The organism is Blastococcus sp. KM273129, from assembly GCF_021698995.1.
Taxonomy (GTDB): Bacteria; Actinomycetota; Actinomycetes; order Mycobacteriales; family Geodermatophilaceae; genus Blastococcus.
In genome coordinates this window covers 33,265-49,297 of the sequence record NZ_SSXB01000025.1, presented here as the reverse complement: position 1 = coordinate 49,297, position 16,033 = coordinate 33,265, and the positions used below count along the sequence as shown (strand labels likewise).

The 16,033-nt window shown below is 73.4% G+C and carries 12 protein-coding genes and 1 pseudogene; 12 read left to right on the top strand and 1 reads right to left on the bottom strand.

Annotation, left to right across the window (positions count from 1 at the left end; genetic code table 11):
- Positions 1-364, top strand: a pseudogene (locus E9565_RS09755) (hypothetical protein); the annotation flags it as partial.
- A 19-nt stretch (positions 365-383) separates the two neighbouring features.
- On the opposite strand, the gene ileS reads toward E9565_RS09755, so the two are convergent.
- Positions 384-3,554 carry an isoleucine--tRNA ligase gene (ileS, locus tag E9565_RS09750; protein WP_236826522.1) on the bottom strand — a complete coding sequence of 1,057 codons (3,171 nt, stop codon included), beginning with the start codon at positions 3,552-3,554 and terminating at the stop codon, positions 384-386.
- A 129-nt stretch (positions 3,555-3,683) separates the two neighbouring features.
- On the opposite strand from ileS, the gene E9565_RS09745 reads away from it, so the two are divergent.
- From E9565_RS09745 to E9565_RS09695, 11 genes are all read left to right on the top strand, one after another.
- A complete protein-coding gene (locus tag E9565_RS09745) occupies positions 3,684-5,195 on the top strand; it encodes a potassium/proton antiporter (protein ID WP_236826521.1) in 1,512 nt (503 codons plus the stop codon).
- Between the two features lie 102 nt (positions 5,196-5,297).
- A complete protein-coding gene (locus E9565_RS09740) occupies positions 5,298-6,563 on the top strand; it encodes a DUF4032 domain-containing protein (RefSeq protein ID WP_236826520.1) in 1,266 nt (421 codons plus the stop codon).
- Between the two features lie 150 nt (positions 6,564-6,713).
- On the top strand, positions 6,714-8,021 hold the full coding sequence (locus E9565_RS09735) for an extracellular solute-binding protein (RefSeq protein WP_236826519.1): 1,308 nt from the start codon (positions 6,714-6,716) through the stop codon (positions 8,019-8,021).
- Entirely contained in the window at positions 8,018-8,983 is a 966-nt protein-coding gene (locus tag E9565_RS09730) for a carbohydrate ABC transporter permease (RefSeq protein WP_236826518.1), read from the top strand. The genes E9565_RS09735 and E9565_RS09730 overlap by 4 nt, the downstream gene beginning before the upstream one ends.
- Positions 8,984-8,985: 2 nt before the next feature.
- On the top strand, positions 8,986-9,819 hold the full coding sequence (locus E9565_RS09725) for a carbohydrate ABC transporter permease (RefSeq protein ID WP_236826517.1): 834 nt from the start codon (positions 8,986-8,988) through the stop codon (positions 9,817-9,819).
- Between the two features lie 55 nt (positions 9,820-9,874).
- The gene (locus E9565_RS09720; RefSeq protein ID WP_236826516.1) at positions 9,875-11,182 is read left to right on the top strand and encodes an ABC transporter ATP-binding protein; all 1,308 of its coding nucleotides are present in this window, start codon (positions 9,875-9,877) and stop codon (positions 11,180-11,182) included.
- An 86-nt stretch (positions 11,183-11,268) separates the two neighbouring features.
- Positions 11,269-12,921, top strand: coding sequence for a glycoside hydrolase family 13 protein (locus tag E9565_RS09715; protein WP_236834825.1), 1,653 nt, complete (start codon positions 11,269-11,271; stop codon positions 12,919-12,921).
- Positions 12,897-13,601, top strand: a complete 705-nt coding sequence (gene lspA / locus E9565_RS09710; protein WP_308113117.1) for a signal peptidase II — start codon at positions 12,897-12,899, stop codon at positions 13,599-13,601. Before E9565_RS09715 ends, lspA begins: the two co-directional genes overlap by 25 nt.
- 74 nt (positions 13,602-13,675) lie before the next feature.
- Complete coding sequence (locus E9565_RS09705; protein WP_236826513.1) at positions 13,676-14,623, top strand: RluA family pseudouridine synthase; 948 nt, start codon at positions 13,676-13,678, stop codon at positions 14,621-14,623.
- A gap of 10 nt (positions 14,624-14,633) precedes the next feature.
- Positions 14,634-15,437, top strand: a complete 804-nt coding sequence (locus E9565_RS09700; protein ID WP_236826512.1) for a CPBP family intramembrane glutamic endopeptidase — start codon at positions 14,634-14,636, stop codon at positions 15,435-15,437.
- A gap of 33 nt (positions 15,438-15,470) precedes the next feature.
- A complete protein-coding gene (locus E9565_RS09695) occupies positions 15,471-15,905 on the top strand; it encodes a GNAT family N-acetyltransferase (RefSeq protein WP_236826511.1) in 435 nt (144 codons plus the stop codon).
- Positions 15,906-16,033 lie beyond the last annotated feature (128 nt).

The window sequence follows — 16,033 nt, the reverse complement described above, 5'->3', positions numbered from 1 at the left end:
GCCCGCTGCCGAGCCGGCCCCGCCCGCCGCCGGGCCGGACGAGCGCGAGGGCGCCGGCCGCCCGGCCGATCACGCGGCGGGCGGGAGCGCCGCGGCCGGGACGCCGCCGGAGCTGCCGGACCCGCCGGTCGAGGAGGTCGAGGTGACCGACCTGCTGATCATCGTGGACCTCACCGACGAGGTGCTCGTGGTCGACGAGCACCCGCGCTACCACCTGCCCGGCTGCGTCCACCTCCGCGGCCACGAGCCGATCCCGCTCCCGCTGGACGAGGCGCGCACCGACGGGTTCACCCCGTGCGGGGTGTGCCGGCCCGACCGGCAGCTCGCCGACCGGGCCCGAGCCCGGAGGACCCGGGGCGCCTGAGCGGCGCCCCGGGCCGGCGTCAGACGGCGGCCCGGGCCACCCAGAACCGCGATCCCTCCGGACCCTCGACACCCTCCCCGGCGCCGGGGGTGCCGGCGTGGACGGCGACGGCGAGCACCTCGCCGGCGAGCTGCTCGGCGTGCTCGGTGAGCGCCTGCGCCATGGTGCCGTCGGCGGTCCACGACAGCTCGATCCGGTCGCTGACCTCCAGCCCGCTGCCCTTGCGGGCTTCCTGCACCAGCCGGACCGCCTCGCGGAACAGCCCGGCCCGCTCGAGCTCCGGGGTGAGCGCGAGGTCCAGCGCCACGGTGAGCCCGCTGCTGCTGGCCACCGTCCAGCCCTCGCGGGGCGTCTCGGTGACGACCAGGTCGCCCTCGGCCAGCGCGACCGCCGCGCCGTCGACCTCGACGGTGGCGGTGCCGGCCCGGTAGGCCTTCACCAGCGCCGGGGCGTCGGCGGCGGCCACGGCCTTGGCCACCGCCTGCACCTGCTTGCCGAGGCGGCGGCCCACGGCGCGGAAGTCGATCTTGACGCTGACGTCGACCAGGTCACCGCCGACCGCGGCCAGCTCGAGCACCTCGGCCACGTTGAGCTCGTCGGCCACCTCGGCGACCAGGTCGCGGGGGAGCTCCCCCCAGCCCGGCGCCGCCACGACGGCGCGGGCCAGCGGCTGCCGGGTGCGCACCTTCGCCGTGGTGCGGGCCGAGCGGCCCAGCTCCACCAGCCGGCGGACCAGCGCCATCTGCTCGACGAGGGCGTCGTCGAGGGCGTCCTCGTCCACCTCGGGCCAGGAGGCCAGGTGCACCGAGTCCGGCACCTCCGACCCGCCCGCCGCGCTCCTGCCCGGCACGACCGCGCGGAGCCACACCTCGTCGGTGACGAACGGCGTGAAGGGCGCCATCAGCCGGGTCAGGCCGTCGAGCACTTCGTGCAGCGTGCCCAGCGCCGAGGGGTCGCCGTCCCAGAACCGGCGCCGCGACCGCCGCACGTACCAGTTGGAGAGGTCGTCGACGAACTGCGCGAGCAGCCGGCCGGCGCCCTGGGTGTCGAACTCCTCCAGCGCCGCGGTCACGTCGCGGGTGACCGCGGCGAGCTCGGCCAGCGCCCAGCGGTCCAGCAGCGGGCGGTCGGCCCGCGCCGGGGCGGGGGAGGCCGCGGCGTCCCAGCCGTTGGTCTCGGCGTACAGGGTGAAGAAGCTGGCGGTGTTCCAGTAGGTGAGCAGCACCTTCCGGACCACCTCGGACAGCGTCTCGTGCCCGACCCGCCGGGCCGACCACGGGGAGCCGCCGGCGAGCATGAACCAGCGGACGGCGTCGGCGCCGTGCCGGTCCATCAGCGGGATCGGCTCCAGGATGTTGCCCAGGTGCTTGCTCATCTTGCGGCCGTCCTCGGCCAGGATGTGGCCCAGGCACAGCACGTTCTCGTAGGAGCTCTGCTCGAACACCAGCGTGCCGACGGCCATGAGCGAGTAGAACCAGCCGCGGGTCTGGTCGATCGCCTCGCAGATGAACTGCGCCGGGTAGGCGGCCTGGAACTGCTCCTGGTTGCGGTAGGGCGCGCCCCACTGGGCGAACGGCATGGAGCCCGAGTCGTACCAGGCGTCGATGACCTGCGGCACGCGCCGGTAGGTGCCCTCCTCGCCGGGTCGCGTGAAGGTGACCTCGTCGATGAACGGCCGGTGCGGGTCGAGGTCGGAGAGGTCGCGGCCGGTCAGCTCCGAGAGCTCGGCGAGCGAGCCGACGACGACCATCCGCCCCGGGTCGGCGTCGTTGCGCCAGACCGGCAGGGGGGTGCCCCAGTAGCGGTCGCGGGACAGCGCCCAGTCGACGTTGTTGTTCAGCCAGTCGCCGTAGCGGCCGGTCTTGATGTTCTCGGGGTACCAGTTGGTGCGCTCGTTCTCGGCGAGCAGCCGGTCCTTGATCGCGCTGGTGCGGATGTACCAGGACGGCTGCGCGTAGTACATCAGCGGCGTGTGGCAGCGCCAGCAGTGCGGGTAGCTGTGCTCGTACCGGATCTCCCGGAACAGCACGCCGCGCGCCTTCAGGTCCTCGACCAGCGCGGGGTCGGCCGCCTTGAAGAAGTGCCCGCCCACCAGCGGCACCTCGGCCAGGAAGTGACCGGTGGCGTCGATCGGGTTCACCACGGGCAGTCCGTAGCCGCGGCAGACGGCGAGGTCGTCGGCGCCGAACGCCGGCGACTGGTGCACCAGGCCGGTGCCGTCGTCGGTGGTCACGTAGTCGGCCAGGACGACGAAGTGCGCATCCCCCTCAGGGAACTCGACCAGCTCGAAGGGCCGCCGGTAGTGGGTGCGCTCCCAGTCGCGACCCGGGGCGCCGGCCAGCACCTCGACGTCGTCCCCGAGGACGGCGGCCAGGAGCGGCTGGGCCACCACGACGGGGACGTCGTCGGTGCCGGCGGGGCGGGCGACGACGTAGGTGACGTCGGGGTGCACCGCGACGGCGGTGTTGCTGGGGAGCGTCCACGGCGTCGTGGTCCAGATCAGCAGGTCGGCCCGGCCGGCCCACTCGCCGTCGACGATCGGCAGGCGGACGTACACCGACGGGTCGGTGATCGACTCGTACCCCTGGGCCACCTCGTGGTCGGAGAGGCCGGTGCCGCAGCGCGGGCAGTAGGGCGCGACGCGGTGGTCCTCGACCAGCAGGCCCTTCCCGTGGATCTGCTTGAGCGACCACCAGACGCTCTCGATGTAGCCGGGGTTCATCGTCCAGTAGGCCTGGGAGAAGTCGACCCAGTAGCCCATCCGGCGGGTGAGGTCGGCGAAGTCGGCGACGTGCTTCTCCACCGACTCGCGGCAGCGGGCGTTGAACTCGGCGATGCCGTAGCGCTCGATGTCCGGCTTGCCGGCGAAGCCCAGCTGCTGCTCGACCGCGATCTCGACCGGCAGGCCGTGGCAGTCCCAGCCGGCGCGCCGGGGCACGTGCCAGCCCTGCATGGTCTTGAACCGGGGGAAGACGTCCTTGAACGCACGCGCCTCGATGTGGTGGGTGCCGGGGCGGCCGTTGGCGGTGGGCGGGCCCTCGTAGACGTTCCACTGCGGGCGGCCCTGCGAGGCCTCCAGCGACCGGTCGAAGACCTTCTCCCGCTCCCAGCGTTCGAGGATGCGGTGCTCCAGCGCGGGGAGGTCGACCTGCGGGGGCAGCGCGGCGAAGGGACCCTTGGGAGCACTCACGCCGCCCATTCTCCCCGAACCGGCAAACGGGTCCGGCGGTGCGTCCCCGGATCCGCCGACCCGCCGTCCGCATGCGCCGGGCGGTCCCGCTCACGGGGTGCGGGAGACTGCCCCCATGGGGCGGGCAGGGTGAACACGACGGTCACCGTCGCCCTGGCCCTCGGCGCCGGCGTCGTCATCCTCGCGGCCGTGGCGCTGCGCCTGGCCGACCGGCTCGGGCTGCCCAGCCTGCTGCTCTACCTGGCGATCGGCGTGGTGCTGGGGGAGAGCGGCCTCGGCATCCAGTTCGACGACGCCGAGCTCACCCAGACCCTCGGCGTCGCCGCCCTCGTGGTCATCCTGGCCGAGGGTGGGCTGACCACCCGGTGGGCCGACGTCCGGCGGGCCATCGGGCCGGGGCTGACGCTGGCCACCGTGGGCGTCGCGGTGAGCGTGGCGGTCACCGCGGCGATCACGGTGTGGCTGCTGGACGCGTCGTGGGGCTTCGCGCTGCTGCTGGCCGCCGTCGTGGGCTCGACGGACGCGGCGGCGGTGTTCGCGGCGCTGCGCCGGCTGCCGCTGCCCCGCCGTCTCGCCGCCGCGATCGAGGCCGAGAGCGGTCTCAACGACGCCCCGGCGATCCTGCTGGTCACCACGCTGGCCGCCGTCCTCACCGAGGCCTCGGCCGGCGCGTGGTGGCTGGTCGTCCTGCAGGTGGTCGGCCAGCTCGCGGGCGGGGCCGTGATCGGCGTCGCCTCCGGGCTGCTGGGTGCGCAGCTGCTGCGGCGGGTGGCGCTGCCGCTCGCAGGCTTCTACCCGCTGGCGACGCTGTCGCTGTGCGTGCTCGCCTTCGCCACCGCCACGCTGGCGTGGACGTCGGGCATCGTCGCGGTGTACCTCTGCGGCGTCGTGCTCGGGAACGCCACGCTGCCGCACCGGACGGCGAGCATCGGGTTCGCCGAGGGCATGGCGTCGCTGGCCCAGATCGGGCTGTTCGTCCTGCTGGGGCTGCTGGTCTCGCCGCCCCGGCTGGTCGACGCCGTGGTGCCGGCGCTCGTCGTGGGCGGCGCGCTGCTGCTGGTCGCCCGCCCGTTGTCGGTCGTGCTGTCGCTGGTGTGGTTCCGCTGGCCGTGGCCGCAGCAGGCGTTCGTCTCCTGGGCCGGCCTCCGCGGTGCCGTGCCGATCGTGCTCGCCACGTTCCCCGTCACCGCCGGCGTGCCCGGCGCCGAGCGCATCTTCGACACCGTGTTCGTGCTGGTCGTCGTCTTCACGATCGTCCAGGGCTGGTCGCTGCCCTGGGTCGCGCGGCGCCTGCGGATCGGCGCGCCCGTCGCGCCGCGCGAGATCCAGGTGGAGGCCGCGCCGCTGGAGGAGCTCGACGCCGAGCTCATGCAGATGCGGGTGCCGGAGGGCTCGCGCCTGCACGGCGTCTACCTGCCCGAGCTGCGCCTGCCCGAGGACGCCGCCGTGGTGCTCATCGTGCGCGAGGGGCGCGCGTTCGTGCCCGACGAGACGACGCGGCTCATGCACGGCGACCAGGCGCTCCTGGTGTCGGCGCGCGCATCCCGGCCCGAGGCGGAGCGGCGGCTGCGGGCGGTCAGCCGGGCGGGCCGGCTGGCCACCTGGCGCGGCGAGGACGGCCGCCCCGACGAGAAGGACTGAGCAGGGCCCCGCGTCCTCGCCCCCCGCGTCCTCGGCCCCCGCTCGTCGCCGGTCCCGGAGGTCGGCCGTTCCAGCGCGTCGCCGGGGCCGCGGCGTGGGATCGTGGCGGTCAGCACCTGCCAGCCCCCGGAGCGCGCCATGCGGTACCTCTTCCGACCACCGGCCGACGACGCGGCGGGGTTGCTGGCGCTGCCGTGGCACCAGCCGCTCGAGGAGTGGGACGAGAGCCTGCTGCTCGACGTCCGCTCGCGCGGCATCTCCCGCCACGTCGTGCGCTTCGTCGCCGTCGAGGACCGGGTCTACGCGCTGAAGGAGATCGACGAGCGGCTCGCGCGGCACGAGTACGCCCTGCTTGCCCAGTTCGAGGCCGAGGGCCTGCCCACGGTCTCCGTGCTCGGCATCTGCGTCGACCGGCCCGACGACCAGGCGGCGATCCTGGTCACCCGCTACCTCGAGTACTCGATGTCCTACCGCTGGTTGTTCTCCGGCCCGCGCGGTGGCCGGTCGGCCGACCAGCTGCTCGACACGATGGTCGTGCTGCTGGTGCGGCTGCACCTGGCCGGCATCTTCTGGGGCGACTGCTCGCTGTCCAACACCCTCTTCCGCCTGGACGCCGGCACCTTCGCCGCCTACCTGGTCGACGCCGAGACCGTCGAGCGCCACCCGCGGCTGTCGCCCGGCCAGCGCCGCTACGACGTCGACCTGGCGTGCGAGCGGGTGGGCGCCGAGCTGCTCGACCTCCAGTTCGGCGGGCTGCTGCCCGAGGACGTCGACCCGATCGCGGTGGCCGAGGGCCTGCCGCGGCGGTACGAGGCGCTGTGGGACGAGGTCACCCGCGAGGAGGTCTTCCGCACCGACGAGCAGCGCTACCGCGTCGCCGAGCGGCTGCAGCGGCTCAACGAGCTGGGTTTCGACGTCGGGGAGGTCGAGCTGCGCACCACCGACGAGGGCACCCGGCTGCGCGTGGAGACCCGCGTCGCCGAGCCGGGCCACAACCGCCGCGAGCTGTTCCGCCTCACCGGGCTGGAGGTGCGGGAGCGGCAGGCGCAGCGCTTGCTCAACGACGTCCGGGCGTTCCGGGCCTACCTGGAGCAGAAGTCGGGGCAGCCGGTGCCCGAGACGATCGCCGGCCACCGCTGGCTCGCCGAGGTCTACCAGCCGATCGTGGACGCGATCCCCGAGGACCTGCGCGGCCGGCTGGAACCGGCCGAGGTCTTCCACGAGGTGCTCGAGCACCGCTGGTTCCTGTCGGAGAAGGCCGGGCGCGACGTCGGGACGACGGAGGCCGCGCGCTCGTACTTCACCACCGTGCTGCCGGGCACGCCGCAGGAGCTCACCACCCCCTCGGTCATCGCCGGCCGGGGATAGCCCGAGAGGGCAGCGGACGGGCGCGGGTCTCGGTCGGGTCGCGATCGCCGGGCCCGGCGCCGTTCGAATTGACACCCCCTGTGAGGTGTATCACGCTCCGAGGACCGTCGTGATCTCGGTCGGGCCGGACGCCATTGGAGACGAGGACTCATGCCGAACGCTCCCGGTGAGAAGAGCCGGAAGGGAAGAGCAGCGGGTGCCGCGGCATCGCTCGTCGCGGTCGCCGTCCTGGCGGCCTGCGGCAGCGATTCCGGTGACGACACGACGCTCACCTGGTACACGAACCCGGACTCGGGCGGGCAGGCGGAGATCGCCGCCCGGTGCACCGAGGCAGCGGGCGGTGCCTACACCATCGAGACGGCGCAGCTGCCCCGCGAGTCCTCGCAGCAGCGGGAGCAGCTGATCCGGCGGCTCGCCGCGGAGGACGACTCGATCGACCTCATGAGCCTGGACCCGCCCTACATCCCCGAGTTCGCCGAGGCGGGCTTCCTCGCCCCGGTTCCCGAGGACGTCGCCGAACGCGTGACCGAAGGCGTGGTGCAGAGCGCCGTCGAGGGGTCGACCTGGGACGACGAGCTCGTCGCCGTGCCGTTCTGGGCCAACACCCAGCTGCTCTGGTACAAGCAGTCGGCGGCCGAGGCCGCCGGGCTGGACATGGAGGAACCGGTCACCTGGGAGCAGCTCGCGGCCGCGGCCGAGGAGCAGGGCACCCAGATCGCCGCGCAGGGCATCCGCGCCGAGGCGCTCACCGTCTGGGTCAACGCGCTGATCGAGGGGGCGGGCGGCTCGATCATCGAGGAGACCGCCGAGGCCCCCGAGGACATCGAGCTCGGCCTCCGCTCCGACGCCGCCGTGGAGGCGGCCCGGGTGATGGAGTCGGTGGCCCCCGTCGGTGGCCCGGCGTTCTCCACCGCCGGCGAGGACGCCAACGTGACCGACTTCGAGGAGGGCGACGCGGCCTTCATGGTCAACTGGCCCTTCGTCTGGCCGCGGGCCCTGGGCGCCGTCGAGGCGGGCACGCTCGAGCCGTCCGTGCCCGAGGACTACGGGTGGGCGCGCTACCCGCGGACCGTCGAGGGCGAGGAGAGCAGGCCTCCTTACGGCGGCATCAACATCGGCGTCGGCGCCTTCAGCCAGAACACCGATCTGGCCTACGAGGCCGCCGAGTGCATCGTCTCCGAGGAGAACCAGACCTACTACTTCGTCACCAACGGGAACCCGGCGGCCCTGGCGTCGGTGTACGACGACCCCGAGGTGCTCGAGGTCTTCCCGCAGGCCCCGCTCATCCGGGAATCGCTGGAGGCGGCCGCGCCCCGGCCGCAGACGGTCTACTACAGCGAGGTGTCGGGGGCGCTGCAGCGCGTCTACCACCCGGCGAGCTCCGTCCAGCCGGGCGTCACCGGCGAGCAGGCCGCCGAACTCATCCAGGCCGTACTGGCAGGGGAGGAACTGCTGTGAGCACCACGACCCTGCCGCCTGGCGAGAAGACCGATCCGAGGTCGGCGCCCGAGAGGAAGAACGGCGTCAGCGACCGGGCGCGCAGCGAGCGGAAGCTCGGCTGGCTGCTGGCCGGCCCGGCGTTCGTGGTGATGCTGGCGGTCACCGCCTACCCGATCCTGCAGGCGGTCTACGAGTCGCTCTTCTCCTACCGGCTCACCGACCCGGCGAACCGTTCGTTCAACGGGCTGAACAACTACTGGGTCATCCTCAGCGACCCCATCTGGTGGCAGGCCATCTGGGTCACCGTCTTCATCACGGTGGTCACGGTGGCGGTGGAGCTGGTGCTCGGTTTCGGGCTCGCCATGGTCATGGCGAAGGCGCTGAGCAGCATCCGGCCGGTGGTGCGCGCGGCGATCCTCATCCCGTACGCGGTGATCACGGTCGTCTCGGCGTTCGCGTGGCAGTTCGCCTTCGACATCAACACCGGCTTCGTCAACTCGTGGTTCGCCTGGATCCCCGGGGTCACCGAGAACACCGACTGGTTCGGCGACAGGTGGCAGTCGTTGCTCGTCATCTGCCTGGCCGAGATCTGGAAGACCACCCCGTTCATCTCGCTCCTGCTGCTGGCCGGTCTCGCGCAGGTCCCCGAGGTGCTGCAGGAGGCCGCCAAGGTCGACGGCGCCACGTGGTGGCAGCGGCTGTGGCGGGTGACCATCCCGAACATGAAGGCGGCGATCATGGTCGCCCTGCTGTTCCGCAGCCTGGACGCGTTCCGTGTCTTCGACAGCATCTTCATCATGACCGGCGGTGCCAACGGCACGGAATCGGTGTCGTTCCTGGCCTACCGGCAGACGATCGCCCGCTTGGAGATCGGGCTCGGGTCCGCGGTCTCGGTGCTGCTCTTCCTCGTGGTCGTGCTGATCGCGTTCAGCTTCATCAAGGCGTTCAAGGTCGATCTGGCCTCGACGCGGGGGGAGTGACGATGTCCACTCGTAGGAAAGTCATGTGGTGGATCGGTGGCGCGATCATCGTCGTCTACGCGCTGTTCCCGATCGCCTGGATCATCTCCATCTCGCTGAAGGCCCCGTCGGACATCGCCAACGGCCAGTTCCTGCCGAGCGACGTCTCCTGGGTCAACTACGAGACGATCCTGACCGGAGATGCCAGCGAGCTGTTCCTGCCGGCGCTGCGCAACTCGTTCGGCATCTGCCTCATCGCGACGGCCATCTCCTGCCTGCTGGCGATGTTCGCCGCGTACGCCATCGCCCGGTTGGACTTCCCGGGCAAGAAGGTGATCCTCTCCACCGCGCTGGCGGTCGCCATCTTCCCGGTCATCTCGATCGTGACGCCGCTGTTCAACGTGTGGCGGCAGATCGGGCTCTACGACACCTGGCCCGGGTTGATCCTCCCGTACCTCTCCCTGACGCTGCCCATCTCGATCTGGACGATGTCGGCCTTCTTCCGGGAGATCCCCTGGGAGATGGAGCAGGCGGCCCAGGTCGACGGCGCGACCACCTGGCAGGCGTTCCGCAAGGTGATCGTCCCGCTGGCCGCCCCCGGTGTGTTCACCACTGCGATCATCGCGTTCTTCATCGCCTGGAACGACTTCGTCTACGGCATCGTGCTCACCTCCACCGAGGCGGCCCGGCCCGTCCCGGCGGCGCTCGGCCTGTTCAGCGGCGCTTCGCAGTTCGAGGACCCCACGGGCGCGATCGCCGCAGCGGCCCTCATCGTGACGATCCCGGTCGTCGTCCTCGTGCTCCTCTTCCAGCGGCGCATCGTCGCCGGTCTCACCAACGGCGCGGTCAAGGGCTGACCGCCGTGCTCGCGACCTGCCTCACCTCATCGACCCACCGAGGGGACGAACACTGATGGCCTCCATCGAGATGAAGAACATCGTCAAGCAGTACGGCGACGGGTTCCCGGCGGTCAACGACGTCAGCCTGGACATCGCCGACGGGGAGTTCATGATCCTCGTCGGCCCCTCGGGCTGCGGGAAGTCGACGCTGCTGCGGATGATCGTCGGCCTCGAGGACATCACCAGCGGCGACATGATCATCGGTGGCAAGCGGGTGAACGACCTCGCCCCCCGCGACCGCAACCTGTCGATGGTCTTCCAGAACTACGCGCTCTACCCGCACATGACGGTGTTCGAGAACATCGCCTTCCCGCTGCGGCTGGCCAAGACCCCGGACGACGAGGTCCGCCGGAAGGTGAACGCGGCGTCCGACGTGCTGGAACTGAAGGAGCACCTGGAGCGCAAGCCGGCCAACCTCTCCGGTGGTCAGCGGCAGCGCGTCGCGATGGGCCGGGCCATCGTCCGCGACGCCGAGGCGTTCCTCTTCGACGAGCCGCTGTCCAACCTCGACGCCAAGCTCCGCGGGCAGATGCGCACCGAGATCTCCCGCCTCCAGCGCCGGCTGGGCATCACCACCGTCTACGTCACCCACGACCAGACCGAGGCGATGACCCTGGGCGACCGGGTCTGCGTGCTGCGCAAGGGCAAGATCCAGCAGGTCGCCTCGCCCCGCGAGCTGTACGAGCAGCCGGTCAACCTCTTCGTCGCCGGCTTCATCGGCTCCCCGCCGATGAACTTCCTGCCGGCGACCGCGAAGGGCAACACGCTCGAGACGCCGTTCGGGACGATCGAGCTGGACGCCGACCGCGCCGCCAAGGTGGCCGGTCGCGACCTGCTGCTGGTCGGCATCCGGCCGGAGTACTTCGAGGACGCCTCGCTGGTCGACGAGGCCAAGCGCCCGCTCGGGTCGACGTTCCGGGCCCGGGTCGACGTCACCGAGTGGCTGGGCGACTCCCAGTACGCCTACATCCCGTACGACGCGCCCGACTCGATCAAGGCCCAGCTGCGGGAGCTGTCCAAGGAGCTGGACTCCGAGGAGCTCCGCACCCAGGCGATCGTGTCCATCGACGCGACCAGCCGCATCCGCGAGGGGCGGGAGGCCGAGTTCTGGCTCGACAGCCGCAAGGTGCACGTGTTCGACCCGGAGTCGGGGGAGAACCTGACCCGCGATCCCGAGGCCGGCGCCGAGCTCACCCGCATGGCGGCACAGGACCGGGAAGAGCAGCTCCAGGACTCGCAGGCGCGGGCGGGCGGCGCACGTGCGGACGGCGAACGCGCGGGCGGGGCCCAGGTGGGTGGGGCCACGGCGGCCTCGGCCTGAAGAAGGACCGCCCTTCCCGCCACGCCTCGCCGGCTCGGCGCGGGCGCCCGGAGGGTGGCCGTTCCAGCCCCTCACCAGGCTCGGAGGTGTCGACGACGGCTCAGGACACCTGGTGGCGGGGCGCCGTCGTGTACGAGGTGTACCTGCGGAGCTTCGCCGACTCCGACGGGGACGGGGTCGGCGACCTCGGCGGCCTGCGGCATCGGCTGAGCTACCTCGCGGAGCTCGGCGTCGACGCCCTCTGGATCACCCCCTGGTACCCCTCGCCCATGGCCGACGGCGGGTACGACGTCGCCGACTACTGCGACATCGATCCCCGGTTCGGCACGCTCGCGGACGCCGATGCGCTGCTCGCCGAGGCGCACGCCAACGGCCTCCGCGTGATCACCGACCTGGTCGCCAACCACACCTCCGACCAGCACCCGTGGTTCCGCGCGGCGCTGGCCGCCGGGCCGGGGTCGCCCGAGCGGGCCCGCTACTTCTTCCGCGACGGCCGGGAGGGCGGCTCGGCGCCGCCCAACGACTGGATCAGCGCCTTCGGGGGTCCGGCCTGGACGCGGGTGCGTGAGCCGGACGGCTCGCCGGGGCAGTGGTACCTGCACCTGTTCGCCCCGGAGCAACCGGATCTCGACTGGGACCACCCGGGGGTCCGGGAGGACTTCGACGCCATCCTGCGCTTCTGGTTCGACCGGGGGATCGATGGCATCCGGGTCGATGCCGCCCCCGCGATGGCGAAGGTCGAGGGGCTCCCCGACGCCGGCCACGGCCCCGGGGCGATGTTCGAGTCCCGCACGTGGGTGGGCAACCCGCACTGGGACGTCGACGGCGTGCACGAGATCTTCCGCCGCTGGCGGCGGATCGGGGACAGCTACGAGGGTGGCCGGCTGTTCGTCACCGAGGCGGTGGTGAACGGGCCCGAGCGGCTCAGCCGCTACGTGCGGCCCGACGAGATGCACACCAGCTTCAACTTCGACTACCTGGCCTCGCCGTGGGACGCCCGTTCCCTGCGCACGGTCATCGACGCCAGCCTCGCCGCCCTCGAGCCCGTCGGCGCCCCGGCCACGTGGGTCCTGTCCAGCCACGACGAGACCCGGCACGTCACGCGCTTCGGCCGGGCCGAGAGCGCCGCCGCGACGATGGGCTTCGACGCCGGGGTGTCCGGCGCCGACCTGGAGCTGGGGTTGCGCCGCGCCCGGGCGGCGGCGCTGCTCACCCTGGCGCTGCCCGGGTCCGCCTACGTCTACCAGGGGGAGGAGCTCGGCCTGCCGGAGGTGGAGGACCTGCCGGACGACGTGCTGCAGGACCCGACCTGGGAGCGCTCCGGCCGCACCGCCCGGGGCCGCGACGGCTGCCGCGTACCGCTGCCCTGGGAAGGCGACCGACCCCCGTTCGGCTTCACGGTGGCGGGGGTCGACCCCTGGCTGCCGCAACCGCCGCGGTGGGCGGCGCTGACGGTGGCCGCCCAGTCGGCCGACCCGACCTCGACGTTGTCGCTGTACCGCGCCGCGCTGCATCTCCGCCGGCGCGTTCCCGGCTTGCGCGGCGAGGACTTCGCCTGGCGCGCGATGGCGGACGACGTCATCGCGTTCGACCGCGGGCGGTCGTTCCGCTGCGTGGTCAACCTCTCGGGGGAGCCGCTGGACCTCCGCGGCACGGGGCGCGTCCTCCTGTCCAGCCAGCCCGGTGGCGGGCTGCTCGCTCCCGACACAGCGGTCTGGCTGGATCCCGGCGCGGCGTAGCCGCTCCGGCCTGCCGGGGCCGGCGGGCCCGCGCGGCTATCGTCGTCGGCACCGCCGGGTCAGCCGGCCGGAGCCGATCCACCGAGGAGCCCGACCTGTCCGAGCACGTCGACCCCGCCGACGGCGCGGGCGGTGGCTCCTCGGCCACCGCGCCGCCCGGCCGGCCGCGCACCCGGCTGCTGCTGTCCCTGGCCGCCGCCGTCCTGGTCCTCGACCTGGTCACCAAGCTGGTGGTCGTCGCGACCATCGAACCGGGGGAGGACATCCGCGTCCTGGGTGGCGCGCTGTACCTCACCAACCTGCGCAACACCGGCGCCGCGTTCTCCTTCGCGGAGGGCGCGACGGTGGTGTTCAGCCTGATCGCCGCCGTCGTCTCCGTCGTCATCGTGCGCACCGCCCGCCGCCTGTGGTCCACCGGCTGGGCGGTGGCGCTGGGGCTGGTCCTCGGCGGGGCCGTCGGCAACCTGGTCGACCGGGTGTTCCGCGACCCCGGCTTCCTGCGCGGCGGCGTCGTCGACTTCCTCTCCGTCTTCGGCCCGGACGGGAGCGTGTGGCCGGTCTTCAACGTGGCCGACTCGGCGATCGTCTGCGGGGGCGTGCTCGGCGTGGTCCTGGCCCTGCGGGGCATCGAGTTCGACGGCACCCGCAGCGGCGCCGACGGGCGGCCCGGCGCCGCGTAGGAGGAGGGCCGCCCGCCCTGCCGCCGCTCGCGGGCCCGGGCTGTTCCACCGCCTCGTCCGGCCCGACCCGCACAATGGGTGGCGTGACCAGCACTCCCGGCCTGCACCGGGCCCTCCCGGTGCCCGACGGCCTGGAGGGCCAGCGGGTGGACCAGGCCCTCTCCCGGCTCTTCGGCCTTCCCCGGACGACGGCGGCCGAGCTCGCTGACGCCGGCCACGTCGTCGTGGACGGCCGGGTGCGCGGCAAGGGCGACCGGCTCACCGGGGGCAGCTGGCTGGAGGTGGAGCTGCCGCCCCCGCCCGGCGAGCCGGCACCCCCGCAGCCGGTCGAGGGCATGACGGTCCTGCACGACGACGACGACCTCGTGGTCGTCGACAAGCCGGTCGGGGTCGCCGCCCACCCCAGCCCCGGGTGGGACGGGCCCACGGTGATCGGGGGCCTGGCCGCCGCCGGGTACCGCATCTCCACGTCCGGCGCGGCCGAGCGGCAGGGCGTGGTCCACCGGCTGGACGCCGCCACCACCGGCGTCATGGTCGTCGCCAAGAGCGAGCGGGCCTACACCGCGCTCAAGACGGCCTTCAAGGAGCGCACGGTGGAGAAGGGGTACCACGCGCTCGTCCAGGGCCACCCCGACCCCTCGCGGGGCACCATCGACGCGCCCATCGACCGGCACCCGCGGCACGACTGGAAGTTCGCCGTCGTCAGCGGCGGCCGGCCGTCGGTGACCCACTACGAGGTGACCGAGGCGTTCGCCGCCGCCAGCCTGGTGGACATCAGGCTGGAGACCGGCCGCACCCACCAGATCCGGGTGCACTTCTCCGCCCTGCGCCACCCCTGCGTGGGTGACACCACCTACGGCGCGGACCCGACGCTGGCCGCCCGCCTCGGGGTGTCGCGCCAGTGGCTGCACGCGGTGCGGCTGGGCTTCCCGCACCCGGCCGGCGGGCAGTGGGTCGAGTTCACCAGCGAGTACCCGCCCGACCTCGCCGGCGCGCTGGCCGTGCTGCGCGCCGAGGCCTGACCCAGCGGCGGTGACGACCCTGCCGGTCGCCCTCGACGCCTTCGGCCCGGCGGCGCTGGCCGCGGTGGTCGTGGCGGCCTACCTGGTGGTGGGGGAGCCCGTCGTGGGGCACGTGCTGCACCGCCGGTTCGAGGGGCGGCTGCGCACCGACGCCGGGGCGCGCCGCTCGTTCTACCGACGGCTGCTCGTGCTCGAGTGGGGGTTGGCGGTGGTCGCCGCCGTCGTCTGGCTGGCCTCGCCGGGGGTCGACGCCGCGGCTGTCGGGCTGGTCCGGCCGAGCGGGTGGCCAGGGCCGCTGACGGCGGTCGTCGTCGTGGTGGTGCTGCTGCTCGTCGTCGCCTCCACCCGCCAGCTGCGGGCCGGCGCCCTGCTGGAGGCGGCGCGGCAGGCCCGGCGGCCCGGTGAGGGGCGCCACGCCGAGCCGCCCGGTCAGTCCACGCTCGCGCTGCTGCCCCGCACCGAGGCGGAGCGGCGGCTGTTCACGCTGGTCGGGGTCACCGCCGGGGTGTGCGAGGAGTGGCTGTACCGGGGCTTCTTCCTCGCCGTGGTCGCGGCCGTGACCGGCGGCCCGCCCACCTGGGTGCTCGTGGTCGTCGCGGCGGTCGCCTTCGGCCTCGCGCACGCCTACCAGGGCCGCGCGGGGGTCGTCCTGACCGGCGTGCTGGGCGGCGTGATGGCGCTGGTCTACGTGGACACCGGCTCGCTGCTGCTGCCGGTGCTCCTGCACGCCCTCATCGACCTGCGGTTCCTGCTCGTGCCGTCCAGCGCCCTGCCGGCGTCGGTGCACGAGGCGGGCGGCCCGCCGGGGCGTTGACCGGCCCACCGGCGCGGGGGCGAGAATGGGCCCGTGCCGAGCCCCACCGCGCAGGTCGCCCGCCCCGCCGACCGGCCCGAGGTCCTGGCCCTGCGCACCCGGGTGTTCGTCGAGGAGCAGGGCGTCCCCCCGGAGATCGAGCAGGACGCCTCCGACGCGACCGCCGTGCACGTGCTCAGCCGGGACGACGCCGGCCGCGTGGTCGCGACCGGGCGGCTGCTGCTCGACGGGGGGACGGCGCGGATCGGCCGGATGGCCGCCGACGCCGCGGTGCGCGGCCACGGGCACGGCGCCGCGGTGCTCGCCGAGCTGCACCGGCAGGCGGTGGTCCGCGGGGCCCGCGAGGTGGTGCTGCACGCCCAGCTCCCGGCCCGGCGGTTCTACGAGCGGGCCGGCTACACCGCCGTCGGCGAGGTGTACGAGGAGGCCGGCATCGCGCACGTCACGATGCGCCGCGCGCTGCCCTGACGCGCCCCGGGGCAGGTGTGACGGATCGGTCCCTGTGAGGAGACACGTCCTGTCAGACCCTCGGCGTAGAACTCATCCAGTGCGAGGATCGGGGCACCCCCGCAGGACCCGCCCCGGGTGCCCGTCAC